The 22,980-nt window shown below is 73.2% G+C and carries 21 protein-coding genes and 1 pseudogene; 12 read left to right on the top strand and 10 right to left on the bottom strand.

Annotated features, from left to right (window positions below; all coding sequences use genetic code 11):
* Positions 1 to 68: 68 nt before the first annotated feature.
* Positions 69 to 1,088: an NADP-dependent oxidoreductase gene (locus tag AB0399_RS15130; RefSeq protein WP_366411562.1), complete on the top strand. Its 1,020-nt coding sequence runs from the start codon at positions 69 to 71 to the stop codon at positions 1,086 to 1,088.
* Between the two features lie 39 nt (positions 1,089 to 1,127).
* Here the strand turns inward: AB0399_RS15130 and AB0399_RS15125 are convergent, their stop codons facing one another.
* Entirely contained in the window at positions 1,128 to 1,502 is a 375-nt protein-coding gene (locus tag AB0399_RS15125; protein ID WP_329373242.1) for a nuclear transport factor 2 family protein, read from the bottom strand.
* A gap of 38 nt (positions 1,503 to 1,540) precedes the next feature.
* On the opposite strand from AB0399_RS15125, the gene AB0399_RS15120 reads away from it, so the two are divergent.
* Complete coding sequence (locus AB0399_RS15120; protein WP_366411561.1) at positions 1,541 to 2,131, top strand: helix-turn-helix domain-containing protein; 591 nt, start codon at positions 1,541 to 1,543, stop codon at positions 2,129 to 2,131.
* 68 nt (positions 2,132 to 2,199) lie between these two features.
* Here AB0399_RS15120 and AB0399_RS15115 read toward each other — a convergent pair whose 3' ends face one another.
* The 4 genes from AB0399_RS15115 to AB0399_RS15100 all read right to left on the bottom strand — a co-directional run bounded on the left by AB0399_RS15115 (position 2,200) and on the right by AB0399_RS15100 (position 6,197).
* Positions 2,200 to 2,883 (bottom strand): class I SAM-dependent methyltransferase, encoded by a 684-nt coding sequence (locus tag AB0399_RS15115; RefSeq protein ID WP_366411560.1) that lies wholly within the window; start codon positions 2,881 to 2,883, stop codon positions 2,200 to 2,202.
* A 158-nt stretch (positions 2,884 to 3,041) separates the two neighbouring features.
* Positions 3,042 to 4,214 carry an RICIN domain-containing protein gene (locus tag AB0399_RS15110; protein ID WP_366411559.1) on the bottom strand — a complete coding sequence of 391 codons (1,173 nt, stop codon included), beginning with the start codon at positions 4,212 to 4,214 and terminating at the stop codon, positions 3,042 to 3,044.
* Positions 4,215 to 4,655: 441 nt separating this feature from the next.
* On the bottom strand, positions 4,656 to 5,207 hold the full coding sequence (locus AB0399_RS15105; protein ID WP_366411558.1) for a hypothetical protein: 552 nt from the start codon (positions 5,205 to 5,207) through the stop codon (positions 4,656 to 4,658).
* Between the two features lie 138 nt (positions 5,208 to 5,345).
* Positions 5,346 to 6,197, bottom strand: a complete 852-nt coding sequence (locus AB0399_RS15100) for a helix-turn-helix transcriptional regulator (RefSeq protein WP_366411557.1) — start codon at positions 6,195 to 6,197, stop codon at positions 5,346 to 5,348.
* Positions 6,198 to 6,284: 87 nt separating this feature from the next.
* On the opposite strand from AB0399_RS15100, the gene AB0399_RS15095 reads away from it, so the two are divergent.
* The 3 genes and pseudogenes from AB0399_RS15095 to AB0399_RS15085 all read left to right on the top strand — a co-directional run bounded on the left by AB0399_RS15095 (position 6,285) and on the right by AB0399_RS15085 (position 8,607).
* Complete coding sequence (locus tag AB0399_RS15095; protein ID WP_366411556.1) at positions 6,285 to 7,148, top strand: glucose 1-dehydrogenase; 864 nt, start codon at positions 6,285 to 6,287, stop codon at positions 7,146 to 7,148.
* Positions 7,149 to 7,192: 44 nt separating this feature from the next.
* A pseudogene (locus AB0399_RS15090) lies at positions 7,193 to 7,279 on the top strand (SDR family oxidoreductase); the annotation flags it as partial.
* 287 nt (positions 7,280 to 7,566) lie between these two features.
* Entirely contained in the window at positions 7,567 to 8,607 is a 1,041-nt protein-coding gene (locus AB0399_RS15085; protein WP_366411616.1) for an NAD(P)-dependent oxidoreductase, read from the top strand.
* A 122-nt stretch (positions 8,608 to 8,729) separates the two neighbouring features.
* Here the strand turns inward: AB0399_RS15085 and AB0399_RS15080 are convergent, their stop codons facing one another.
* Both AB0399_RS15080 and AB0399_RS15075 read right to left on the bottom strand, forming a co-directional pair.
* Positions 8,730 to 8,876: a zinc-binding dehydrogenase gene (locus tag AB0399_RS15080; protein ID WP_366411555.1), complete on the bottom strand. Its 147-nt coding sequence runs from the start codon at positions 8,874 to 8,876 to the stop codon at positions 8,730 to 8,732.
* A 266-nt stretch (positions 8,877 to 9,142) separates the two neighbouring features.
* Positions 9,143 to 11,317 (bottom strand): ROK family protein, encoded by a 2,175-nt coding sequence (locus AB0399_RS15075; RefSeq protein ID WP_366411554.1) that lies wholly within the window; start codon positions 11,315 to 11,317, stop codon positions 9,143 to 9,145.
* 282 nt (positions 11,318 to 11,599) lie between these two features.
* Here AB0399_RS15075 and AB0399_RS15070 point away from each other — a divergent pair, with 282 nt between their 5' ends.
* The 6 genes from AB0399_RS15070 to AB0399_RS15045 all read left to right on the top strand — a co-directional run bounded on the left by AB0399_RS15070 (position 11,600) and on the right by AB0399_RS15045 (position 18,598).
* A complete protein-coding gene (locus AB0399_RS15070) occupies positions 11,600 to 12,574 on the top strand; it encodes an ABC transporter permease subunit (protein ID WP_366411553.1) in 975 nt (324 codons plus the stop codon).
* Entirely contained in the window at positions 12,571 to 13,512 is a 942-nt protein-coding gene (locus AB0399_RS15065) for a carbohydrate ABC transporter permease (RefSeq protein ID WP_366411552.1), read from the top strand. Before AB0399_RS15070 ends, AB0399_RS15065 begins: the two co-directional genes overlap by 4 nt.
* Before the next feature lie 73 nt (positions 13,513 to 13,585).
* Positions 13,586 to 15,211 (top strand): substrate-binding domain-containing protein, encoded by a 1,626-nt coding sequence (locus AB0399_RS15060; protein WP_329373221.1) that lies wholly within the window; start codon positions 13,586 to 13,588, stop codon positions 15,209 to 15,211.
* Between the two features lie 186 nt (positions 15,212 to 15,397).
* Positions 15,398 to 17,215, top strand: a complete 1,818-nt coding sequence (locus AB0399_RS15055) for a glycosyl hydrolase family 28-related protein (RefSeq protein ID WP_366411551.1) — start codon at positions 15,398 to 15,400, stop codon at positions 17,213 to 17,215.
* A gap of 237 nt (positions 17,216 to 17,452) precedes the next feature.
* Positions 17,453 to 17,590, top strand: a complete 138-nt coding sequence (locus AB0399_RS15050) for a hypothetical protein (protein ID WP_366411550.1) — start codon at positions 17,453 to 17,455, stop codon at positions 17,588 to 17,590.
* A 93-nt stretch (positions 17,591 to 17,683) separates the two neighbouring features.
* On the top strand, positions 17,684 to 18,598 hold the full coding sequence (locus AB0399_RS15045) for an NADP-dependent oxidoreductase (protein ID WP_366411549.1): 915 nt from the start codon (positions 17,684 to 17,686) through the stop codon (positions 18,596 to 18,598).
* 46 nt (positions 18,599 to 18,644) lie between these two features.
* On the opposite strand, the gene AB0399_RS15040 is transcribed toward AB0399_RS15045, so the two are convergent.
* The 3 genes from AB0399_RS15040 to AB0399_RS15030 all read right to left on the bottom strand — a co-directional run bounded on the left by AB0399_RS15040 (position 18,645) and on the right by AB0399_RS15030 (position 21,935).
* On the bottom strand, positions 18,645 to 19,460 hold the full coding sequence (locus AB0399_RS15040; RefSeq protein WP_366411548.1) for a VOC family protein: 816 nt from the start codon (positions 19,458 to 19,460) through the stop codon (positions 18,645 to 18,647).
* A 379-nt stretch (positions 19,461 to 19,839) separates the two neighbouring features.
* Entirely contained in the window at positions 19,840 to 20,676 is an 837-nt protein-coding gene (locus AB0399_RS15035; RefSeq protein WP_329373205.1) for a hypothetical protein, read from the bottom strand.
* Complete coding sequence (locus tag AB0399_RS15030) at positions 20,676 to 21,935, bottom strand: VWA domain-containing protein (RefSeq protein ID WP_329373203.1); 1,260 nt, start codon at positions 21,933 to 21,935, stop codon at positions 20,676 to 20,678. Before AB0399_RS15030 ends, AB0399_RS15035 begins: the two co-directional genes overlap by 1 nt.
* Positions 21,936 to 22,146: 211 nt before the next feature.
* On the opposite strand from AB0399_RS15030, the gene AB0399_RS15025 reads away from it, so the two are divergent.
* Positions 22,147 to 22,875 carry a DUF4232 domain-containing protein gene (locus AB0399_RS15025; RefSeq protein WP_366411547.1) on the top strand — a complete coding sequence of 243 codons (729 nt, stop codon included), beginning with the start codon at positions 22,147 to 22,149 and terminating at the stop codon, positions 22,873 to 22,875.
* Positions 22,876 to 22,980 lie beyond the last annotated feature (105 nt).

The raw sequence follows: 22,980 nt of genomic DNA, 5'->3' as shown, positions 1-22,980 counted from the left end.
TCAGTGGTCCACTTATGTGGATCGCCGATCCGATTCAGCGTAGCCCGCAGCGCGAGCAGGAGAGAACGATGCCGACACACACGATGAGGGCGGTCCGGCTCCACGAGCACGGCGGCCCCGAGGTACTGCGCTACGACGAGGTGCCGATTCCCGTGCCGGGCCCGGGCGAGGTGCTGGTCCGCGTGCACGCGGCCGGCGTCAACCCGCCGGACTGGTACCTGCGCGGCGGGCTGACCACGATCCCCGGGGAACCGGAATCGACGGTCAGCCTGCCGGTGACTCCGGGCACGGACGTGTCGGGCGTCGTCGAGGCCGTCGCCGCCGACGTGGACGGCCTCGCCGTCGGCGACGAGGTCTTCGGCCTGCTGCGCTTTCCCGGCTTCGACGGCAGCGCCTACGCCGAGTACGTGGCCGCGCCCGCCTCGGACCTCGCCCGCAAGCCGGCCGGCGTCGACCACGTGCACGCCGCCGGGGCGCCGATGGCCGGACTCACCGCGTGGCAGTTCCTGATCGCACTCGGCCACGACCGCCCCTCGCCCTTCCAGCCGGTGCCGCATCGCCCGGTCCCCCTCGGCGCCGGCACGACAGTGCTCGTCAACGGCGCCGCCGGCGGCGTGGGCCACTTCGCGGTGCAACTGGCGAAGGCGAAGGGCGCCCACGTCATCGCGGTGGCCTCCGGCGCGCACGAGGCGTTCCTGGCCGAACTCGGTGCCGACCGGTTCATCGACTACACCAGGAGCCGCCCCGAGGAACTCGTGCACGGCGTCGACCTCGTCCTCGACACCGTGGGCGGCCCCGACAGCAGGCGCCTCCTGCGCACGCTCAAGCGCGGCGGCGCCCAGTTCCCCGTGTTCCCCGGGGACTTCGACGACGAGGAGACCGCGAAGCTGGGGGTCACGGTCTCCCTCACCCAGGTCCGCTCGAACGGCGCGCAACTCGCCGAACTGGGGGGCCTGCTGGACGCGGGCACGGTCCGCGTCGCGATCGACAGCACGTTCCCGCTGGCGGACGCGCGGGCCGCGCACGAGCGCGCCGCGCGAGGACACATCCAGGGCAAGATCGTGCTCACCGTGGCCCAGGAGGTGTAGCCGCCCCGCGCCTCCTCACGCCTCGGGGCCGACCCCGCGCTACGCCGCCGGCCGGCCCAGTTGACGGACGCGCCGCACCCTTCCGTCGTCGGCGACCTCGCCGATCAGCATCCACTCCATCACCACGGTCCCGAGCTTGCGGTGTTCGGCGCTGAGGCGGCAGCGTGCGGCGAACCGCCGCCCGTCGACGAGGAGTTCGTCGATCCGCATCCGCGTGGCGGTGACGTTCTTGCGGGCCGGCGCCGCGTGCGCGACCAACTGCTCGCGGGTGAGCTCCGTGCCGTCGGTGACCCAGACCGCGTCGCCGGTCAGGGTGCGATCCACGATCAGCGCGGGGTCCTCGTCGGACAGGGCGATGTCGCGGGTGTAGTCGATCAGGAGGCGGCGTGCCGCCCGTTCGGTTGTCTCTGACATGACTGTCATCCTTGGCAGGGCTGTTAGGGTTGTCAACCGTGTCAGAGATAAGGCGCCGCCGTCAGCGGGTGGAGGTCGGGCGCAACCGTGCCGCCGTGGTGTCGGCGGCGATCCGGGTGCTTGCCGAGCGTCCCGACGCGAGCATGTCCGAGATCGCGTCCGAGGCCGGTGTGACGCGGCAGACCACATACGTGCACTTCGGCACGCGCGAGGCGCTCCTTGCGGCGGTGCGCGACGAGTTGGGCCGCCGGGCGTTCGCGGTGCTGGAGGCCGCCGACCTCGAAGAGGGCACCGCCACCGCGGCACTCGGCCGGTTCCTGGGCGCCGTCGGGACGCTCCTGGCCGAGCAGACGGCGCTCGGCCGGCCGGGCGGCGATCCGGACGCGGACGCCTCGCGCCACCTGCCGGTCGAGCAGCGCCTGGAGGCGCTGATCCGCCGCGGGCGCGAGAGCGGCGAGTTCACCACCTGCCTGGGGACCGGCTGGCTGGTCGCCGCCACGATCGCGCTCGGCCACGCCGCCGACCAGCAGATCCGCGCCGGCCGCCTGGACGCGCCGGCCGCGGCCGAGCAGTTCCGGTCGTCGGTGATGCGCCTGTACGAGGCGGGCGATCCCGGCCTCTCACCGTGACGGTGCCCCAGCGTCAGGCACCGGTCTCCCCGCGGTGCGGCCTTGGCCGCGCCCGCCCCTTCCCCGTCTCACTCCCCCGTGTCACCTCGGCCGGCGGCGCGGTCGTCGACATGCGGCGGTTCCGCGACGCCGACGATGTTCCCGTCGAGGGTACGGACCTGGACCGACCAGCCCAGCGCGGTGAGGTCGTCCGTCAGGGAGCGGGCATCGTGGAAGACCTTCACGATGCGGTACTGGCTGCCGTCGTCGAGCCGGCGCAGCGCCGCCGGGGTCGGCTGGTCCGGCAGGACGTCCTCGTACGCCGCCGCGGCGGGGCCGTCGTCGACGAAGACCGCCCGACCACCGGGCGCGAGCGCGGCGGCGACGGTGTTCCAGAAGGCGGGCAGCCGCGCCGGCGGAACGTGGGAGAGCCAGAAGGCGAAGAACACCGTGTCGTAGCGTCGCGGCGGCCGCCACGTGAACAGGTCGGCCTGGAGGAACTCGACCGAGGGGGAGGTGGTGCGCGCCCGGGCCAGGGCCAGCACTTCCGCTGACGCGTCGACGGCCGTCACCGAACGGGCCCGCGCGGCAAGGCCCGGGGTCCACCGGCCCGTCCCGCAGGCCAGCTCCAACACGTCCCCGGCGATCGGGAGTTCGTCGACGACCGTCAGCAACTCCCGCAGGGCTTCGTAGGTCGCGTACTGCCGGTCGTACTCGGCCGCGCCGGCCCGGTAGTAGGCCCTCTGCTCCGCCAGAAGTGCGGTGTCGTCCATGGTGCGGGCTCCTCTCGACAGGGGTGCGGTCGAAGTGCGGTCGAAGCCCTTCACGCCCGGCTCGCCGACTTGGACCCACCGCCACTGTCGGCCTTCACCTTCGGGCAAGGTCAAGTGCGGACGCGGTCAGACACCCGGTAGGTGCCGCTCGCCAGGGCTCACCGGAAGCGCCAGCGGAAGTCGTCCTTCGGACTGGTGTCGCAGGGGTCCTGTTCGAGCCGGGCGTCCTCGCGGCCGGTGCCGACGCCGGGCACGTTGACGCACATGCCGCTGCTGTAGTCGCGAATCCAGTACGTGCCGTCCGGGCGCGGGTCCAGCCACCAGAGCTGGTTGTCGGCCTTCGTCCGGTTGCAGGCGAACTCCTCGATCTTCGTACCGGCCGGCTCCGCGCCGTAGTTCGGCAGGTCCATGCACAGCCCGTCCTTGTGGTTCCTGATCACGAACAGGCTGGCGCCCTGCGGGCCACCGCTCTTGTACGCGACCTGAAGGTCCCACAACTGGTTGTCGCCGTCGGTGCCGTCGCAGTCGTACTGGTTGACCGGTCCGTCGCTCGTGCCGTTGCCGAAGCCGGGTACGTCGGCGCACAGGCGGGTGGTCACGTTGTCGATGAGCACCTTGCTCGCGCTGGAGGCGGCGTTCGCGCGGGCGCGGGCAGCGGCCGCGGTCGACACCTTCTTCTTCGGCGTCGACTTCGGCGTCGACTTCGGCGTCGCCGTATGCTTCGGCGCGGATTTCCCCGAGGTCGTGCCGGCCGTTCCCGGGTGTGGGGTGCCGGCGGCGCGGTGCGGGTGCGCGGGCGGCTTCTTCGACGCGTGGGGCGACACCTTCGCGGTGGGCGACGCGGTGCCGGTGGCCGGGGCCGGCAGCGTCTGCGGGGTGTCGCCGTGGGGGTCGGCGGACGGGATGTCATGGGTCTGCGCGGCGGGGGCCGCGCCGTGGTGCTGCCAGGTGGTGACCGCGAACGGGAGCGTGGCGCCGATCGCCACGACCACGCCCACCGTGATCAGTACCGGCAGCGAGCGGGCCGCCGACCTCCGCCCGCCCTCCGGGCCCCGCCCGGAGGCACCGCCGGAAGCGCTGCCGGAAGCACCGCCGGCCCCGGGCCCGGAACCGCCCGCGGCGGGCCGCACGGACCCGAGCGGTTCCCCGGCGGCGGCCGTCCCCGCGGCGCCGCCGGTCGCGGTCCGCGCGGGTGCGGCCGGCGGGGGGCCGTCGGGCACCGAGGGCATCACGACCGCGCGGCGGACCACCACCGCCGGTGCGGCGTCGTCGTCCGGCTCCGGCCGGCTGCCGTCGGCGCCAGGGTCCCGCGGGGGCCGCGAGGTGGGCATGCGTCGTCTCCGTAAGGTTCCGTAAGATTCCGTAAGGTCTCAGGTCGCCCGGCCGGGCCGTGCGGTGCGTACGCCCCGCGGACCGGCCGGTGAGGCGGTCCGGCGCTCCCGTCCCAGGCGCCATCCTCCACCACGCGGAACCGGTTGGACCCGGGATCGGCCGAATTCCGTCGCGTACGGCCGCACTTGGGCGCGAACCACCCCCAACCACCGTGCCGACGAGCCCGCGTGGCACGCCCTTACCGGACGATACGCCCAGGCCCGGGCCGGTTGATCATCGACCCCGGTCCGTCTCGTCGGTCGCCCGCCGCATCCCGCGGCCGGCCGAGCAGCGCGAAGCCCCGTACGCGGCGGCGAAGCACCCACCGCCCGCCGGCTCCCTCGTCCACGCCGGCCCGGCCTGCCACTCCTCCCCGTTCGGCCCGGCTGGGCTCACCGCGCTCATCTGTCGCCGAAGTACCTGGCCAGCCCGTAGGCGGTGAGCGCGGAGCAGCACAGGGTGGAGAGCCGTCCCAGGCCGAAGTCGTGCGTCCACGCCCTCCACAGGGAGCCGAAGTGGTGGAAGAAGACGTCCGTGACCGAGAGGCTGTGGCCGAGTCCGGCCGCGGTGTCACCGGCGATCAGCACGGCGCCGAACAGGCTCCCGAAGATCACCGCGCCGGCCGTGAGCAGCGCCGCCGCGAAGGGAAGCGCCACGACGCGCCCGCCGACCTCGCCGACGGTGATCCCCACCAGCGCGGCCATCACGAAGGCGCCGAAGTGGAACTCGACGCTGCTGCCGTGACGGTCGGTCAGCCCCCACAGCAGCCCGCCGTAGGCGAACGCCGCCACGACCGCCACGAGCACGCCCACCGCCAGGCCGAGGCCGAGGTGGTTGCGTTCCCCCGCGCCGGGCGGCGGCACGAAGCGGGCCGGGGCCTCCGGACGGTGGTAGCCCGGCGCGCCGAACGGATTCCGGCCCCCGGCCGGCGGTGGCGGGTGGTCGACGCTCATGAAGAAGTCCCCCCAGGACGGTACGGCGTGCGGGCGCCGCGTCACGCCGGCGAAGTGCGGGCGGTCGGCGACGAGCAGAGCCGCAATGTAGCAGGAGGGTACGACAATTCGGATCTGCGGCCACGGCGGAGGTCCAGGTCAGCGCGGGACGTCCATGCGCTGCGTGCCGATGACCGACAGCAGCCGGAGCGCCTCCTCGGACGGCGAGCCGGGGGCGGCGGTGTAGATCACCACCTGCTGATCGCGGTCGGTGATGTCGAGGACGTCGCAGTCGACGGTGACCGGGCCGACCGGCGAGTGCGGGAACGTCTTGCACAGGGTCGGGGCGACGGACACGTCGTGGGAGTCCCACAGCCGGCGGAACTCCTCGCTCCCGGCGAGGAGTTCGTCCACCAGCTCGGCCACTTCGGAGTCCTCCGGGTAGCGGGCGGCCGTGGCGCGCATGCGCTGCGCCGAGGAGCGCGCGAAGAGGTCCGCGTCGGACACCCCGTACAGCCGCAGCCCCTGCGGGTGCGGCCCGAGGAAGCACCTGCGCACGAGGTTGCGGTCGCGCCGCGGCACCACGGAGAAGTCCTCCATCAAGGCCGCCGCGAGGTCGTTCCAGGCGAGGACCTCGCAGGTCGCGGACGTCACGATCGCCGCGGCCTGCGGCAGCCGGCGCAGCAGGTCGAGGATGCTCTGCCGCACCTCGCGGGCGGGGCCGGCCGGCCGCTGCGGCGGCGCGCCGGCGAGGTGGTGGAGGTGGTCGCGCTCGGCGTCCGACAGCCGCAGGGCCCGGACCAGCCCGGCCAGCACCTCGCGCGACGGCCACGGGCCGCGGGCCTGCTCCAGGCGTGTGTAGTACTCCGTGGAGATGAACGCCAGCTGCGCGACCTCCTCGCGGCGCAGCCCGGGGGTGCGCCGGCGCCGCCCGGCCGGCAGCCCCACGTCGGCCGGGCCGATCCGCTCGCGCCTGCTGCGCAGGAAGTCGGCCAGTTCTCGTCGGTCCATGCTCCCAGTGTGGGCCGGGCCCGCACCGCGCAGCCAGGTACAGCCGGTGCCTGGATCGGCTCCGCGGCCGGACGCAGGCTCGTTCCCATGGACAACCTCACTCCCGTCGACGGCACACCCACCACCGACACATCCAAGGGCTCCGCCGCCACCACCACTTCCGCCACCGCTTCCGCCACCGCCTCCGCGGACCGGGGCCTGCTCGCCGGCAAGGTCGCCTTCGTCAGCGGCGCCGGGCGCGGCATCGGCGCCGCCGCGGCGCGGCTCTTCGCCCGCGAGGGCGCCCGCGTGCTGCTGGCGGCCCGTACCGAGCACCAGCTCAAGGCCGTGACCGAGGAGGTCCGGGCGGCGGGCGGCACCGCGCAGTACGTGGTGTGCGACCTCGCCGACGCGGCGAGCGTACGGGCTGCCGTGGCGCGCGCGGTGGACCTCTACGGCCGGCTCGACGTCGCGTTCAACAACGGCGCGGCGATCCAGCGCCCGGGCCCGATGGACCAGTTGCCGGAGGACGACTTCGACCGCATCTACGAGGTGAACCTCAAGGGTGTCTGGCTGGCCATGGTCGCCGAGGTCCAGGCCATCCGGGCCAGCGCCGGGACGGGGGCCATCGTCAACAACTCGTCCGTCGGCAGCCTGATGGGCAACCCGGAGCTGCCGGCCTACGGCGCGATGAAGCGGGCGGTCAACAGCCTCACCGAGTCGGCCGCCGTCACCTACGGCCCGGAGGGCATCCGCGTCAACGCCGTCGCCCCGGGCGCCACCATGACCGAGATGATCCGCGAGTGGGAGGCGGACTCCCCCGGCATCGTGGACCGCACCAGGTCCGTCACTCCGCTGCGCCGGCCGGCCGAGCCCGACGAGATCGCCCAGGCCGCCGCGTGGCTGCTCAGCGACCGCTCCTCCTTCGTGACCGGCACGGTCCTGCGCGTCGACGGCGGCCTCCGCACCTGAGCCGCGGCCCCGCTCGCCACCGAGGCGGCCCGGGGCCGTACGGAGCAGGAGCCGCCGCCTGGCTGCTCAGCGACCGCTCCTCCTTCGCGACCGGCACGGTCCTGCGCGTCGACGGCGGCCTCCGCACCTGAGCCGCGGCCCCGCTCGCCACCGAGGCGGCCCGGGGCCGTACGGAGCAGGACAGGGCGGTCGCAGTGCGGCGCGGTAGCGGGCGAGCAGCCGGCGTACCGGTCCTGCCGGAGCCGGTCCGGGGCGTCGGCGGCCCGCTCGCAGCGGAACGCCCCGGCCCACGGTCGGATCGCCTTCGGGCGACGCGGTGTCCGGGGCCGCGTCCCGCACCGCCGATGGGCCGGCCTGGGCGGCGACGGCGTGCACGGTGCGCCCGTCGTGCGGGTTCGGCGCGGGCCGCGCCTGGTCCATGGCCGGGCGCGCGGCCATGGGGCCGCTCCCGGCACCCCGTGCCGCCGGCGGCGGGACCACCCCGCCGCACCCGCGCCGCACCCGCGCCGCAGGCGTTCGCCAGGACGTCCGCGGGGTCCGGGAGGAGCATGGACAGGAAGGGAATCCGCGGGCAAGGGAGCCTTCCATGTCGCAGAGCACGACACTCACCGTCCTGGGAGCCGGCGCGCTCGGCGCGGCGATGGCGACGCGGCTCGGACGGACCGGGCACGAGGTACGGCTGTGGAACCGCACGTCGGAGAAGGCGAGCGCGGCGGCGGAGCACGCTGAGGGGGTCACGGCGGTGGAGGACCTGGGCGACGCGGTCGCCGGCGCGTCCGTCGTCTTCACCGTGCTCCGTGACGGCCCGGCGGTCGCGGAGGTCATGTCGGCCGCCTTCGCCCGGCTCGCCGACGACGCCGTGTGGGTGCAGGCCAGCACGGTGGGGCCGAGCAGCGCCACCGACCTGGCCGGCCTGGCACGCGACCACGGTGTCGCGTACCTCGACGCGCCGGTCTCGGGAAGCACCGATCCCGCCCTGCAGGGCACGCTGATCTGGCTCGTCGCCGGCTCCGAGGACGTCCTCGCGCGGGCGCGTCCCGTCCTCGACGACCTCGGCTCGTCCGTGCTGCACGTGGGCACGGGAGCCGAGGGCAGCGCCGTCAAACTCGCGCTCAACGCCTGGATGGCCGCCTCGACGGTGGCCATGAGCGACGTCCTGGCGCTGTGCGACGCGCTCGGCGTCGACCACGCGGCCCTGGTCCGCGCGCTGGAGGCGGGTCCGCTGGCGATGCCGTACGAACTGCAGAAGATCAGCGCGATGGACGACGAGGCGTACGCGCCCGGGTTCGGGGTGCGGCTCGCCTTGAAGGACATCGACCTGGCGGCGTCGGCCGACGTCCCCAGTTCCCTGTTCCAGGCGGTGCGGGACCGGCTGGAGCAGACCGTCGCGGCCGGGCACGGCAAGGACGACCTCGCCGCCGTCGACTACCGGAGGCAGAAGCGGTCGTCGGCAGCCTGACGCCCACGAGGAGCCGACCGACCCAAAGGGACCCGGCACGGGGACGCCCGGGCGGACGGGCCGCGGCGCCCAGCCGGCGCGGACCCGCCCGCCCGGCTCCGGTTCGCTCCGCCGGCCCCGGCTCACGACCCGTTCGGGTCGGGCACGATGACGACCTTCCCGGCGACGGTGCGCGACTCGGCGAGGGCCAGCGCCGAGGCGGCCCCGGACAGCGGGAAGCGCGCGGCGACCTGCGGCGCGAGGACGCCGTCGGCCAGCAGCCGCAGCACCTGCGTGAGGTCCTCGCCCAGCCGGGGCCGGAAGTCGGACAGGCGGCGCCGCCCGGCCCAGAAGTTGTAGAAGTGCGCGCTCTTGCCGTTGGGCAGGTAGTTCCACAGCGTCAGGCGCGCGAACAGTTACAGCAACCGGCAGTCGGGAGTTGCCGCCGCTGTCCTTCGTGGCCGCGGGGCCGTAGGAGACCAGCGTGCCGCCGCGGCGCAGCAGCCGCCACGACCGCGCCACACCGGGGCCGCCCGGCCGGGCACTCCGCCGTACTTCACGCTCCTGACGGGCCGCGGCCGGGCTGCGCGGAGTGGGTGTGCAGGCGCGGTGCGAACGTGGTGTGGAAGACGCCGGCCGCCGCTCCCACGGCCGCCGCCGCGTCGCCGAGCGTCGAGTACACCACCCGCACCTGGCGTACCCGCCGCGCGACCGGCAGGCGGTTCACGGCCGCCGAGATCTCCGTGAGGTAGAGCTCCGCGACCTGCGGCGGCACCGCGGGGCCGCCGACGACGATGAGGTCGATGTCGTACAGCTCCGTCATCGCGACCGCGCCGCGGGCCACCACGCGGGCCACTCGCCGGATCGCCTCCGCGGCCCGCTCGTCGCCGTCCGCCGCTGCCGCGCACACGGCCGCGTGCGCGCCGGTGTGCGGCAGCGCCAGGCCGGCTTCGGCGGCCGCGGCGACCACCGCGGACATGGTCGCGCACTCGGGCACCATCCGGGGATCGCCGTCCGGGGTGAGCCGGTCCGCCGCGTAGGCCGTCATCACACCGAACTCGCCGGCGTTGCCCGAGGCCCCGCGGAAGACGTCCCCGTTGAGGAACGCGCCGCTGCCCGCACCGGCGCCCAGGTACAGGTAGGCGAAGTCGCCCGAACTCTCGGCCGCGCCCAGCCACCGCTCGCCCACCGTGGCCGCCGTCGCGTCCTTCTCCAGCAGGACCGGCAGTTCGAGTTCACGGCTGAGCCAGGCGCGCAGCGGCACCTCGTCCCAGCCCTCGAACAGCGGCGGGTCGAGCAGCATCCCGGCGTTGACGTCGAGCGGTCCGGGCGCCGCCACACCCACGCCGAGCAGGTTCTCCGCGAGCGCGCCGACCGTGTCGACGGCCGCGCGGGCCATGTCCCCGATCCGGGCCACGCACCACTCCGGTGCGCTCGGCCGGGGCAGCGCCAACTGGCGGCGGTCGCGGACGTTCCCGCACAGGTCCACCAGGACCAGGGTGATCACCTCCGGGTCCACGTGCAGGCCGATCGCGCACGCCGCGTCGGGGCGCAGCCGCAGCGGGACCCGCGGCTTGCCCCTGCTCGCCATCCGCCGCTCGTCCTCGGCGAGCAGGCCCGTGGTCAGCAGGTTGCGGGTGATCCGGGACACCGCCTGGGGGGTGAGCCCGGTGCGTTCGGCGATCTCCACCCGGCTCAGCGCCCCGGACACGCGGATCGCCTCGATCACCAGCTTCTCGTTGAACGAGCCCAGCGTGAACTGGTCGAACGCGCGGTGCGTGGCCTTGGCCGGCGGCGCCTCGGCCGCGCTCCCCGAACGGAACCACCGGAACGGCTCGGTGGCCGGCGCGCCCGCGTGCACGCGGGTCGCCTCCGCGAGCGAGTCGAGCGCCGCACGGGCCCGGTGCGGCTGGTAGCGCAGCTCGAGTTGGGCCACCACGCTCACCGTGGCGGCCCATCCCATCGACGCCGAGGCGGTGTGGCGTACGACGCCCGGCGGCAGCGGCTGCACGTCCGCGGTGTCGCCCCAGAGCAGCACGTGGACGGTACGGCCGGGGAACATCCGTACCAGCTCGGCGAGTTGCGGAGGCGTGCCGGGCCGCACCGCGCCGTCCTCGGCGCGCATCTGGGCCCGGCGCAGGCTCACGGTCATGGCCGCGTAACGCCGGCGCCGCTCCTCGCCGCCCGCCTGCACCGTGTCGAGTTGCTCGGGCCGGTCCGTCTCCGCGACGGCCAGACCCGCCGCGCCCTGCCCGGCCGCCCACACCCCCAGCAGCTCCGGCCGGTGGCAGCTGAGCGGGCCCCGCGCGGGCAGGTGCAACGGCCCCTCGGGGGTGCCCGGGTGCGCGCCCCAGCGCTGCCACACCTTCCCGAGCGAGGTGTGCGAGACGCCGAGGAGTTCGGCCAGGGCCCGTGCCGACCACTCCCGCAGCGGAGCGGGCGGCCCCGCGAGGGTGGCGGCCACCGCGTCGGCCTCGTCGATACGGTGCGGCCGGCCGCTGCGGGGCTGGTGTTCCAGGCCCGCCAGCCCGCTCTGCGCGTAGCGCTGCCGCCAGGCCATCACGGTCGGGCGCGACACCCCCAGCCGGCGCGCGCTCTCCGTCACGGAGACACCCGCGGCCGCGTCGCGCACGATGCCGACCCGGACGGCACGCTCCGCTCCCCCCTCCGCCCAAACGTCGAGTTCAGCGAGCTGATGGTCGGTCAGAGCGATGTCCGCGGGCCGTTGCACGATGCGCTTACCTCCTTTTGTAAAAGTACTTATTGGCCGACAGCATGCCCGGCTGGCCAGGGAGAGTCTTTCACTTCGCCGATCAGGGCACTCCGGCCGCCACCAGCAAGAACGCGCTTTCTACGAGTGTAGACACAGCTCCCTGGCTGCCGAACGAGCGGTTGCCGACGCAATTTACCTGTTGGAAGCATTGACGTAAGGTAATCCATTGAATTTATATAGCCCCCCTGGCCCTGGTGGTGGCCGGAGACACCCGTCTCTCTAGGAAAGGGCTTTCATGTCATGACGACCCTTGACCAACCGGCCGCTCGGCCGCCCTCGGCAGACGCACCGCCGGGCGACAGCCCGCAGCGGGCGTCCCGTCCACGCCGCCGCGACATGGGCCTGCTCTGGTTCCTGATACCGGGCATCGTTGTACTGCTGCTCTTCCAGTACATCCCGCTGCTCGGCAACGTCATCGCCTTCCAGGACTACCAGCCCTACATCGGCATCATGCACAGCCGGTGGAGCGGCCTGCAGAACTTCGACGTCATCTTCAACGGTGACCAGGGGTTCCTCCACGCGCTGGTCAACACGCTCGAACTGACCCTGATCCAGGTCATCTTCGTCTTCCCCGCGCCGGTCCTGCTGGCGCTGGCGCTGAACAGCCTGGTCAGCGACCGGGTCAAGAAGTGGGTGCAGAACGTCCTGTACCTGCCGCACTTCCTGTCCTGGGTGGTCGTCGTCGCGCTCTTCCAGCAGATGCTCGGCAACGACGGCATGCTCAACCTGTTCCTGCGCGCCCACGAGATGGGCAGCTGGAACATCATCGGCAACCCCGACCTGTTCAAGGGGCTGCTCACCTCCCAGGTCATCTGGAAGGACACCGGCTGGGGCACCATCCTCTTCCTGGCCGCGCTCTCCCGCGTCGACAACGACCTCTACGAGGCCGCCGCGATGGACGGCGCCAGCCGGCTGCGCCAGACCTGGCACGTCACCCTGCCCGCGCTGCGCGGCCTGGTGATCCTGCTGCTCATCCTCCGCCTCGGCGACGCGCTGAGCGTGGGCTTCGAGCAGATCCTGCTGCAACAAGGCGGCGTGGGGCTGGACCAGAGCGAGGTACTGGACACCTACGTCTACAACAACGGCCTCATCGGCGGGCAGTGGGGCGTCAGCGCCGCGGTCGGCCTGGTCAAGGGCATCGTCGGAGTCGTGCTCGTCCTGGGCGCCAACAAGATCGCCCACCTCTTCGGCGAAGAAGGTGTCTACCAGTCATGACCACGCTCAATCCCAGCCACCCGGTGCGCAGCAGGCCGCGGCGCTCCTACAGCGCCATCCCCGGGGAGTCACCGGGGTCCCCGCCCTGGCGCGTGGCCAAGTCGCTGATCCTGCTGGTCTGCACGATCCTGGTCCTGCTGCCGTTCCTGGCGATCATCTCCACCTCGCTCGCGGGCGCCGACCAGGTGAACAAGGCCGGGGGCTACGTGATGTGGCCCCACCACATCACCTTCACCGCGTACCACGCGCTGCTGTCCGGCGGCATGGTCTCCAAGGCGATGCTGGTCAGCGTCGGCGTGACCGTGGTGGGCACCGCGCTGAGCCTGATCTGCTCCATCATGCTCGCCTACGGCCTCAGCCGGCCGGGCTCCTTCGGGCACAAGCCCGTGCTCATGATGCTGCTGATGACCATGCTCTTCGCGCCCGGTGTCATCCCCAGCTATCTGATGATCAAGGAACTGCACCTGATCAACAGCTACTGGTCGCTGATCCTGCCGTCCCTGATCAACGCGTTCAACGTGATCGTGCTGCGGTCCTTCTTCATGGGCCTGCCGCGCGAACTCATCGACGCCGCCCGGATCGACGGCGCCTCCGAGCTGTCCATCCTGCGCCGGATCGTGCTGCCCCTGTCGAAGGCGTCCGTGGCCGTCGTGGGCCTGTTCTACGCGGTGACCTACTGGAACGCCTTCTTCAACGCCATGTTGTACATCAACGACGCCTCCAAGTGGCCGCTCCAGCTGGTGCTGCGCACGTACGTCGTCAACAACGCGGCGATCAGCGGCGGGCAGGTCAACACCGCGGCCGGGGCGCCGCTGCCGCCGGCCCAGACCCTGCAAGCCGCGATCCTGGTGCTGTCGATCGTGCCCATCGTGATCGTCTACCCGTTCCTGCAACGGCACATGAACAAGGGCGTGATGGTCGGGGCGGTGAAGGGATGAGCGTTCGCCTGCGCGCGGGCCGCGTCCCGGCCCGCCCCACACCCCACACGTCGCGTACCGAGAGGAGACTGCCGTGACTTCGGCACTCAGCCGTCGGGGTTTCCTGCTCGGAGCCGCCGGCATCACCGCCGGAATGGCGCTGTCCGGCTGCGGCGACGGCGGGCCCGACATCTCCCAGGCCGCGGCCAACGCCAAGGCGCAGCTTCCGTCGTACATCCCCTACCGGGGGGTGCCGACCACGATGCCCAGCAGCCCGCAGGGCATCACCCCCGGCTACCTGCACTATCCGGCCGAACCCGTCAAGGCGTTCCCGGAGGGGCCACCCGCCACGGGTCCGGGCATCGACATCATGACCCTGATCTTCAACCCGGTGCCGCCGCCGGTGGGGCGCAACACCATGTGGAAGGCCCTCGACAAGTCCGTCGGCTGCGACCTCAACTTCCAGATCACCCCGGTCGGCGACTATCCGGACAAGTTCGCCGTGGTCATCGCGGGCGGGGACCTGCCGGACGCGATGCTGATGCTCCTTCAGAGCGCCAACCGCTCACCGCAGATGCTGTCCGTCCTCTTCCAGGACCTCTCCGAGCACCTGTCCGGGGACAACATCCGGGACTACCCCTACCTGGCGAACATCCCCACCGCGTCCTGGGCGCCGTGCGCGATGAACGGTGGCATCTACGCCCTGCCGATGCCCCGCATGCTCTCCGGCGGCCCCACCTACACCCGCCTGGACCTGTTCAGGAAGAAGGGCATCGATCCGAACCCCACCAGCTGGAAGGAGTTCGCGCAGCTCTGCAAGGACATCACCGACCCCAAGGCGAACCAGTACGCGCTCGGCGACCCCATCACGGCGTTCAACTTCGCGATGCAGAGCCTGCACGGCGCCAACCAGTGGGGGGAGGAGAACGGCAAGTTCACCTGGTACCTGGAGACCGAAGAGGCCAAGCAGTCCCTGGACGCCGTCCGGCAGCTCACCAAGGCGGGCACCCTGCATCCCGACGCCTACAGCGTCACGGGCAAGGTCAAGGACTGGTTCGGCGGCGGGCAGATCGCCATGAACCCCGACGCGCCCAGCTCGTGGAACGACTACTACACGACGTACGCCTCGGCCACCAAGGGCTTCGAACTCGGCGCCATGATCGCGCCGGGCTGGGACGGCGGCGCCCGTGCCCAGTGGCAGGGCTCGGCGAACTACGCCGTGCTCGTCGTCAAGAAGGCCCCCAAGCCGCGCATCAAGCAGATCCTGCGCGCCATGAACGCGCTCGCGGCCCCGTTCGGGACCGACGGCTACCTGCTGCGCAAGTACGGCGTGCAGGGCCCCGACCACACCATGCAGGGCTCCGACCCGATCCTCACCCCGCAGGGCCAGAACGAGGTCACGCTGCCCACGATCTTCGCCACGGACGCCCCGCAGGTCCTCTACTACCCGGCCAAGCCGGAGATCGTGGCCTCCCAGTACGCCTTCCAGAAGGCGGCCGTCCCGATCCTGATGCCCAACCCGGCCGAGCCGCTGTACTCGGAGACCAGCTCCAGGAAGTCCGGGCTGCTGCAGACCTCCATCGACGACACCCGCAAGGGCATCATGCAAGGCCGCGTCCCGCTCAGCGAGTGGGACGGCGTGATGAAGGACTGGCGCAAGAACGCCGGCGACCAGATCCGCGCCGAGTACGAGAAGGCGTGGGAGGACTCCCACGCGTGACCCGCTCCCCCGCCGATGACCGTTTCCGGCGGGCGCCGGCAGCGGACCGGCTGCCGTAGCCACCCCGGACCGAGCCCACCCCCCAGACCACCGGTGTGCCGCCGGCCCCAGGCGACCCGGGACCGCGCCCGCTCGCGGCCCACCGGTCCCCCCGACCGTCACCGACTCCCCCAAGGTGCGTGACCCATGTATCGAAGAGCGATATCCGCCCCCTGCGGCGCCCTGCTGCTCGCCGCCTGCGCCCTGTTCTTCCTCCCCCACGACGAGGCCCACGCCGGCACCGTCACGACGCATCCCCGGCCGCACACCCCGACGGCCGGCGCGACCACACCGTTCACGACCGTGGAGGCCGAGTCCGGGAAGCTGGGCGGCGGCGCCCGCGTCCGCTCCATCAGCCCCGGCGTGCCGGAGCCGACCGCGGCCTCCCTCGAAACCGAGGCGTCGGGCTACGCGCTGGTCGAACTGAAGGCCACCGGCGACTCGGTGACGATCACGAACACCAGCGGCAAGAGCGCCAACACGCTGGTGGTCCGGGCCTCGATCCCCGACGCGCCGAAGGGCGGCGGCATCGACGCGTCGCTGGACCTGTACGTGAACGGCGTGCAGCGCCAGGCGATCCCGCTCAGCTCCAAGCAGGCATGGAACTACCGTGGCGCGACCACCAACCCGGACGACCCGAACGCCGGCGGGATGCCCTACCGCTTCTACAACGAGTTCCCGCTGTGGGTCACGGGCGCGCCCATCCCGGCGGGCAGCACCATCACGCTCAAGAAGGACGCCGCCAACACCGCCGCCGTCTACGACGTCGACTCCGTCGACTTCGAGAACGTGGCAGCCGCGCTGAAGCAGCCGGCCGGCTCCCTTTCCGTGCTGGACTACGGCGCGGACCCCAAGTTCGGGACCGACTCCACCATCGCCATCCAGAACACGGTGAACGCCGCCAGGACACAGGGCAAGTCGGTGTGGATTCCGCCGGGCAAGTACCTGACGAACAGCCTGGCCGGCACGCCGCTGGACTTCACCGGCGTCAAGGTCCAGGGCGCCGGCATGTGGTACACCACCCTCTACCGCAAGGTCCCGCTCCCCACCCCCGACGGTTGGCGCTCGGAGATCCTGGTGGGTTCGGGCACCACGCTGACCGACGTGCAGATCGACGCCAACGCGGTCTGGCGCCAGGTACGCGGTGACGGCGGTTCGGACTACGGCATCAACGCCAGCGGCGCCGGCGGCTGGCTGGTGGACCGGATCTGGACCCGGCACACCGACGCCAACTGGCTGTCGGGCACCAACGGCGTCATCGAGAACAGCCGGACCGCGGACTCCTACGGCGACGGCTTCAACGTCAACAACAGCAACACCGCCAGCCCGGACAAGCTCGGCAAGAACATCACCGTGCGGAACAACTTCGCCCGCAACACCGGCGACGACTCCTTCGCGACGTACTCCGACGCCGGCACCGGCGGGACCGACCCGCAGGTGGACGGCACGAAGATCCTCAACAACACCGCGATCGCGCCCTGGTGGGCCAACGGCATCCGGATCGCGGGCGGCTCCCACATCCAGGTGAGGAACAACCTGGTCAACAGCGTGTCCTCGAACAACGCCATGGACATCGGGGTGTTCGGCGACACCGGCAACCCCCTGCTGTCCGCCACGGTCAGCGGAAACGTCCTGATCGGCGGTGGCGGCTGGAACGGCGTCCGGCACGGCGTGCACATCGGCTCCCCGGCCGACACCTCGCTCTTCCCGACCGCCTACACGACCGTCACTTTGAGCGACAACGTCCTGCGCGGCTCCCTGAACGCGGGCCTGTCCATCGACACGGCCCGCGACCACGTGACGCTCACGAACAACACGATCGACCACCCGGCGAAGCAGGGCATCTGGATCGCCGCCGGAGTCACCGGCACCGGCGTCTTCTCCGGCAACACCGTGAAGAACCTCCTCCCGGGCCAGGTCGCGACCCAGAACGACTCACCGACCACCTTCACCGTCACCGGCTGAAATCTCCCGGCCCCCGCCGCCGTTCCCCTCCCCCACGTGGGGAGAGGGACGGCGGCACTGTGCGGTGGGCAGGGTCCGTGCCGCCTTACGCGGCCGGGTCCGGGGAATCCGAGCCCGGGGAACCCGAGTCGGCGGAGTCCGCGTCCGGGCCAGCGGAATCCGGGTCCGCGGGCCGGCAGCCACGAGATCCTGCTCGACGACGCCGTCCGGCTGGCCGCGAAGGCCGCCGACGACGACGTGGCGGTCACCCTGCGGACGTTCCCGGGCGCGCCCCACGTCTTCCAGGGCTTCGCCGCCGTCCTCCCCGAAGGCGCCCGGGCCCTGGACGACGTCGGCGCCTTCGTCCGCGCCCGCCTCGGCCGGCAGGCCGTCTGACGCACCGGCCCGCACACTGGGACGGCCGCCTGGTCCCAGCGCCGGGGGCGTTCCCGCCCCCGGCACGGAAGCAGACACATCGAGGAGCGAACCATGCGAGCCGTACGATTCCACCGTTACGGAGGCCCCGAGGTGCTCGACGTCGAGGACGTCGAACCGCGAGCACTCCAGCCACACGACGTGCTGGTCCGGATGCGCGCCGCGGGCATCAACCCGGGCGAGGCGAAGATCCGCAGCGGCGAGCTGCGCGAGCGCCTGCCGGCGACCTTCCCCTCCGGACAGGGCAGCGACCTGGCCGGCACCGTGGTGGGAATCGGCTCCGACGTCACCCGGTGGCAGGTCGGCGACGACGTCCTCGGCTGGTCCTGGGAGCGTTCCAGCCAGGCCGAGTACGTCGCCGTCCCCGAGGACCAGCTCGTCGCCAAGCCCGAGGGCCTGGCCTGGGAGGTCGCGGGCGCCCTGTACGTGGCCGGCTGCACCGCCCACGCGGCCGTCGCCGCCGTCGCCCCTCGACCGGGCGAGACCGTCGTCGTCAGCGCGGCCTCCGGGGGCGTGGGGAGCATCGCCGTCCAACTGGTGCGCCGGGCCGGCGCGCACGTGGTCGCCGTCGCCTCCGCCCGCCACCAGGACTGGCTGGAGGCCCACGACGCCACCGTCGTCCCGTACGGCGAGGGCGTCGCGGAGCGGGTGCGGCAGGCGGCCGGGAAGGCGCCGGACGCGTTCCTCGACTTCTACGGCGGCGACTACGTCCGCCTCGCCGTCGACCTCGGCGTCCCCCCGGAGCGGATCAACACCATCGACTACGCGGCGGCCGCCACGTACGGGACCCGGTCGGACGCGAGCGCCGAGGGCACCAAGCCCGAGGTCCTCGCCGAACTCGCCGGGCTGGCGGCCACCGGGGCCCTGGAGGTCCCGATCAGCGCGGTCCACCCGCTGGCGGAGGTGCGGCAGGCGTTCGAGCAGCTCGAACACGGCCACCCGCTCGGCAAGATCGTGCTCATCCCCTGACCGGCGCCGGACGTCCGGCACGCGGGCCCGCGCGGGCCCGCGCGGGTCAGGCCGGCGGCCGGGTGGTGGTGACGGTGAACAGGCCGCCGTCGGGGTCGCGCAGTTCCGCGTAGGCACCGGAGTGCGTGCTGCCCTGGCGGATCAGGGTGCCGCCGAGGCCGCGGGCGGCGGCCACGCAGGCGCCGGTGTCCGGGACGGTGAACTGCACGTCCCAGTGCGGCCGCACCGTCGGGTCCGGGTCGGCCTCGACCGCCCCCGAGCTGAGCCGGGCGACCACGGCGCCGCCGCTGCGCACGACGACCTCCTCGTGTTCGTAGTCGACGGTGCAGCCGTCCGGGCTGCCGTCGGCCCACTGCAGGACGCCGCCGTAGAAGATCGCGGCCTCGAAGGCGTCGCGGGTGCGCAGCCGGAGCACCACCGGCCCCTGGTCGTGCCAGGTCTCCCAGCCCCTGGGCAGCCGCCCGTCCCACACCCCGAAGACGGCGCCGTCGCGGTCGGCGGCGACCAGGGCGCGGCCGGAGGCGAACGCGACCGGGCCGAGCGCGACGGTCGCGCTGCGCTCGCGGATGCGGCCGGCGGCTTCGTCCACCTGGGGGACGAAGAAGTACGGGGTCCAGCCGACCGCGATCTGCAGGTCGGTGGCGACGGCCCCGATGCCCGCGACCGGGCGGCCGTCGCTGAGGGCGACCGCGAAGTGGTCGCCGAGCGTGGTGTTGCGGAACTCCCAGCCCAGCACGCTGCCGTAGAACTTCTCGGCCGCCTGGAGGTCACGCGCGGTGAGGTTGGCCCAGCAGGGGGCTCCGCGGGGCGCGTCCGCGGCGGGCGCGATGGCGGTGGGCGCTGATGGGTGCTCGCTCGTCACTGTGGTGCCGTTCCGTTTCGGGGACAGGGAACTGCCGGGGGTCGGCCGGGTGCCTCGCGTCGCCTTCCCCGGTATGGCGTGATCATGCCTCGCGGTTCGCCCCGATCCGCTGGTTCCGGGCGGGCCGTGGGACAGCCGGCACCGGACCGGCGCGTGACCGGGGCTCGGCCGGAGTGCGGCCGTGTGCAGGACGTTACCGGCTCCGGGCGGTGCGTGACCGATCGGGGTCGGCTCGGCGGCCGGCGGTCCGGACCGGGCCCGCGCTCACCCGGGTCCGGACACGGGTGAGGGCCCGCCGGGACGCGGCGGGCCCTCGTGGTGGTTCGGGTGGGCGGCACGGGGCTGGCCGGGCGGGATCGACCGGGCCCGCCCCGGGCGCTCAGTCGCCGTAGCCGGCGGGCTCCCGCGGCCGGTCCGGGCGGTCGTAGGCCGGCGGGCGGGCGGGCGCGGGCGGGCGCAGCGGGCCGCGCGCCAACCGGTGCGCGCCGAACGCCAGCAGCACCGCCAGCAGCCCGCCGCCCCCGGTCCACAGCCAGCGCGGCGACCACCAGGTGCCGGCCCAGCCGCCCGACGGGGCGACGCTCGGGCCGTTGGCGGTCACCACCGGCGCCACGGAGCCGTCGACCGCCTGGCTGCCCGCGGTGCCGTCCGAGGTGGCCTCGACCTGGGCCTGCACCGGCTGACCGAGATCGGTCGAGGGCAGGTCGAGGACGGTCACCCGGACGTAGTACGCGCCACGCAGCGGGTCGTTGGCCCACGGCTCGGACCACGAGCGGATCGTCCGCAGGTGGCAGACCAGGTCGACGGAGGCCGCGTCGGCGGCCGCGGTGACGGTTTGGGTGCCGTAGCGGCAGGACTGGTGGCGGCGCAGGCCGTCGTAGACGTCGACCTGCCAGGTGGACGCGCCGTGCCGGGTGGAGGTGGTGGGGAAGGTGACGGTGGCGTGCACGGTGACGTGCTGCCCGGTGTCGGCGGGGAACTGCCAGTACAGGTAGTCGCCGGTGGACGCCTCGGCGGTGGCGTGCACGCCCTGGTCGATGACGGTGGCGGTGCGGAAGTCGGTGCCGGCCTGGGTGGGCGGCGCGTCGGACCCGGTCGCGCTGGGGGTGGGGTCCGGGGTGCCGGAGTCGTCGTCGGCGGCGGCCGGTCCGGTCAGCGCGGTGAGGGCGGCCGCCGCCAGCAAGGTGGCGGCGCCCAGCAGTCGTACGGTGCGCATCAGCGGGTCCTCCCGGTGTTCGTGCGCCAGCGGGCGGCCCAGCCGGTGAGCAGTCCGGCGACGGCGCCGACGGCGGCGAGCAGGCCGAGCAGCCACCAGCCGCGGCCGAGTCCGTAGAAGGCCACGTCGGAGGGCTGGTCCGGGCTGTGCACGAGGTCGATGGACAGCTCGACCGGCAGGCCCGGGGTGGTCTTGACGGAGGCCGGCGCGGAGAAGGAGTTGCCGACCTGGAGGCACACGGTCTCGGCCGGGGTGTCGTCGTCGGCCTTCGGCTTCGGGTAGCGGATGCCGGCCGAGACGGCGTCGGTGCGTCCGGTGCCGCCCTCGTCGTCGCGGACGATCTCCCGCCCGTGCAGGGTGACGCCGCGCAGCAGCACGCCGTAGTCGGCGTTCACCGAGCGGTCGTCGGAGACGGTGGCGGCGGCGCGCAGTTCCTGGCCGGGGCTGACCTCGACGCGGTACCAGCGGTTCTGGGAGAACGTCTCGCGGTCGGTGTACAGGCCGCGCTTGAGTACGGGCGCGGCCGCGCAGGTGTCGGCGCCCTGCACGGCGCTGGGGGTCACCGCGGTGTCGGTACTGCGGTTGACGAGCTGCTTGACCTTGGTGGTGAGCTGCTGGCGGTGCTGCACGGTGGTGTAGGTGCCGCCGGTGGCCTCGGCGATGCAGCTGAGCTGGCTGCGGGTGTGGGTGTCGGGCACGAGCCCGAGGGTGTCGATGGTGAGGTCCACGCCCTGGGCGGCGATCTGCCGGGCGACGTCGCAGGGGTTGGCCGCGCAGGTGTCCTCGCCGTCGGTGATGAGGACCAGGCGGTGGGTGCCGTCGCCGCCCTTGATGTCGTCGGCGGCGGCGAGCAGGGCCGGGCCGATCGGGGTCCAGCCGGTGGGCTGGAGGGTGGCGACGGCGCTCTTGGCCTGGTCGCGGTTGAGGGCGCCGACGGGGTAGAGCTGCCGGGTGTCCTTGCACCCGGTCTTGCGGTCGTCGCCGGGGTAGTTCGCGCCCAGGGTGCGTATGCCGAGCTCGACGCCCTGGGGCGTGGAGTCCAGCACGTCGTCGAACGCCTGCTTCGCAGCGGACATCCGCGACTGCCCGTCGATGTCCTTGGCGCTCATCGAACCGCTGACGTCGAGGACGAGTTCGACCTTGGGAGTGGCCCCCGGCACGGGCTCCCCGGCTTGGGCGGTGGCCGGCAGGAGGCCGCAGGCCAGTGCGGCCATCAGCCCGCAGGCCGAACCGGCGGCCAGTAGCTTTCGGATGATCATCGGTGGATCGTAGTGAAGGGTGGGCCGATTCCCGAAGTCGGCTGGTCAGCAAGGGCGTTGGACGCAATCGGACGGACTTTGACGTTTCTTTACAACCCGGGCGGCGGCCGGGTCGTCTCTGCTCGCGATTCCGGACGACGGGTTCCGCGAGTCGCCCGGGGAAGCCCCGGGAGGGGCCTGGGAAGACATCCGGGGAGACAAGGAGCAGGACATGCGCAGCAGTTCACTCGCCGCGGGGGCCGCGGTGTTCGCGGTGGCCGCGCTGGGAAGCGTACCGGCGATGGCGTCCTCGCCCGTCGCGGACGCCTCCGGCACCCCGATGTGCGCCACCTCGCAGCTCAGCGCCGCCCTCGGCGGCGGCGACGCGGGCGCCGGGAACCTCTACCGCTACCTGGTGATCACCAACACCAGCGGGACCACCTGTCACCTGACGGGCTACCCGGGCCTGTCGATGCTCGACGCGAACGGCAAGCAGATCGGCCAACCCGCCACCCGGGACGCGCGGACGTACGCCGCGGTCGTGCTGAAGCCCGGCGCGTCGGCGAGCGACACCATCCACACCGTCAACCACCAGGGCACGTGCCTGCCGGCGTCCACGAAGCTGAAGGTCTACCCGCCGGGGAACACCGCCTCGCTGACGATCCCGGGGGCGATCACCGACTGCTACAACACCTTCGCGATCACCCCCCTCGCCGCGGGCAAGGGCGGCAACGACGGCGGCACCCCGACCGCCGCCCCGACCGCCGCGCCGTCGGCGGGCACCAGTGGCGGCGCGCAGGTGCCGACGGTGCCCTCCGGCGCCCCCGACACCGGCCTGGCCGAGACCGGTTCGCACGGCGGGAACACCACGGCGCTCGCCGCGACCGGCGCGGGCGTGCTCGCGCTGGGCGGCGCCGGCGTCACGGTGGCGCTGCGCCGCAAGGTGCGGGACAGCCGTTGAGCCGCGCGGCCGGCGTGACCGCCGTACGTGAGGGGGCCGCCGGCCGCCGGACCCGCCGCGGGAGCGCTGTGTGCGCGCTCGCGGCGGGTCTGGCCCTGCTGTGCG

The sequence above is a fragment of the Streptomyces sp. NPDC088194 genome, assembly GCF_040702025.1.
Classification (GTDB): Bacteria; Actinomycetota; Actinomycetes; order Streptomycetales; family Streptomycetaceae; genus Actinacidiphila.
This window is presented reverse-complemented; position numbering and strand designations above follow the sequence as displayed.

Bases quoted from the DNA above. Each gene is read 5' to 3' on its own strand.
- AB0399_RS15130 (WP_366411562.1), top strand. From the start codon at position 69: ATGCCGACACACACGATGAGGGCGGTCCGGCTCCACGAGCACGGCGGC.
- AB0399_RS15100 (WP_366411557.1), bottom strand. From the start codon at position 6,197: ATGGACCGACGAGAACTGGCCGACTTCCTGCGCAGCAGGCGCGAGCGG.
- AB0399_RS15070 (WP_366411553.1), top strand. From the start codon at position 11,600: ATGACGACCCTTGACCAACCGGCCGCTCGGCCGCCCTCGGCAGACGCA.
- AB0399_RS15055 (WP_366411551.1), top strand. From the start codon at position 15,398: ATGTATCGAAGAGCGATATCCGCCCCCTGCGGCGCCCTGCTGCTCGCC.
- AB0399_RS15110 (WP_366411559.1), bottom strand. From the start codon at position 4,214: ATGCCCACCTCGCGGCCCCCGCGGGACCCTGGCGCCGACGGCAGCCGG.
- AB0399_RS15045 (WP_366411549.1), top strand. From the start codon at position 17,684: ATGCGAGCCGTACGATTCCACCGTTACGGAGGCCCCGAGGTGCTCGAC.
- AB0399_RS15085 (WP_366411616.1), top strand. From the start codon at position 7,567: ATGGCCGGGCGCGCGGCCATGGGGCCGCTCCCGGCACCCCGTGCCGCC.
- AB0399_RS15035 (WP_329373205.1), bottom strand. From the start codon at position 20,676: ATGCGCACCGTACGACTGCTGGGCGCCGCCACCTTGCTGGCGGCGGCC.
- AB0399_RS15030 (WP_329373203.1), bottom strand. From the start codon at position 21,935: ATGATCATCCGAAAGCTACTGGCCGCCGGTTCGGCCTGCGGGCTGATG.
- AB0399_RS15065 (WP_366411552.1), top strand. From the start codon at position 12,571: ATGACCACGCTCAATCCCAGCCACCCGGTGCGCAGCAGGCCGCGGCGC.
- AB0399_RS15095 (WP_366411556.1), top strand. From the start codon at position 6,285: ATGGACAACCTCACTCCCGTCGACGGCACACCCACCACCGACACATCC.
- AB0399_RS15115 (WP_366411560.1), bottom strand. From the start codon at position 2,883: ATGGACGACACCGCACTTCTGGCGGAGCAGAGGGCCTACTACCGGGCC.
- AB0399_RS15125 (WP_329373242.1), bottom strand. From the start codon at position 1,502: ATGTCAGAGACAACCGAACGGGCGGCACGCCGCCTCCTGATCGACTAC.
- AB0399_RS15025 (WP_366411547.1), top strand. From the start codon at position 22,147: ATGCGCAGCAGTTCACTCGCCGCGGGGGCCGCGGTGTTCGCGGTGGCC.
- AB0399_RS15105 (WP_366411558.1), bottom strand. From the start codon at position 5,207: ATGAGCGTCGACCACCCGCCACCGCCGGCCGGGGGCCGGAATCCGTTC.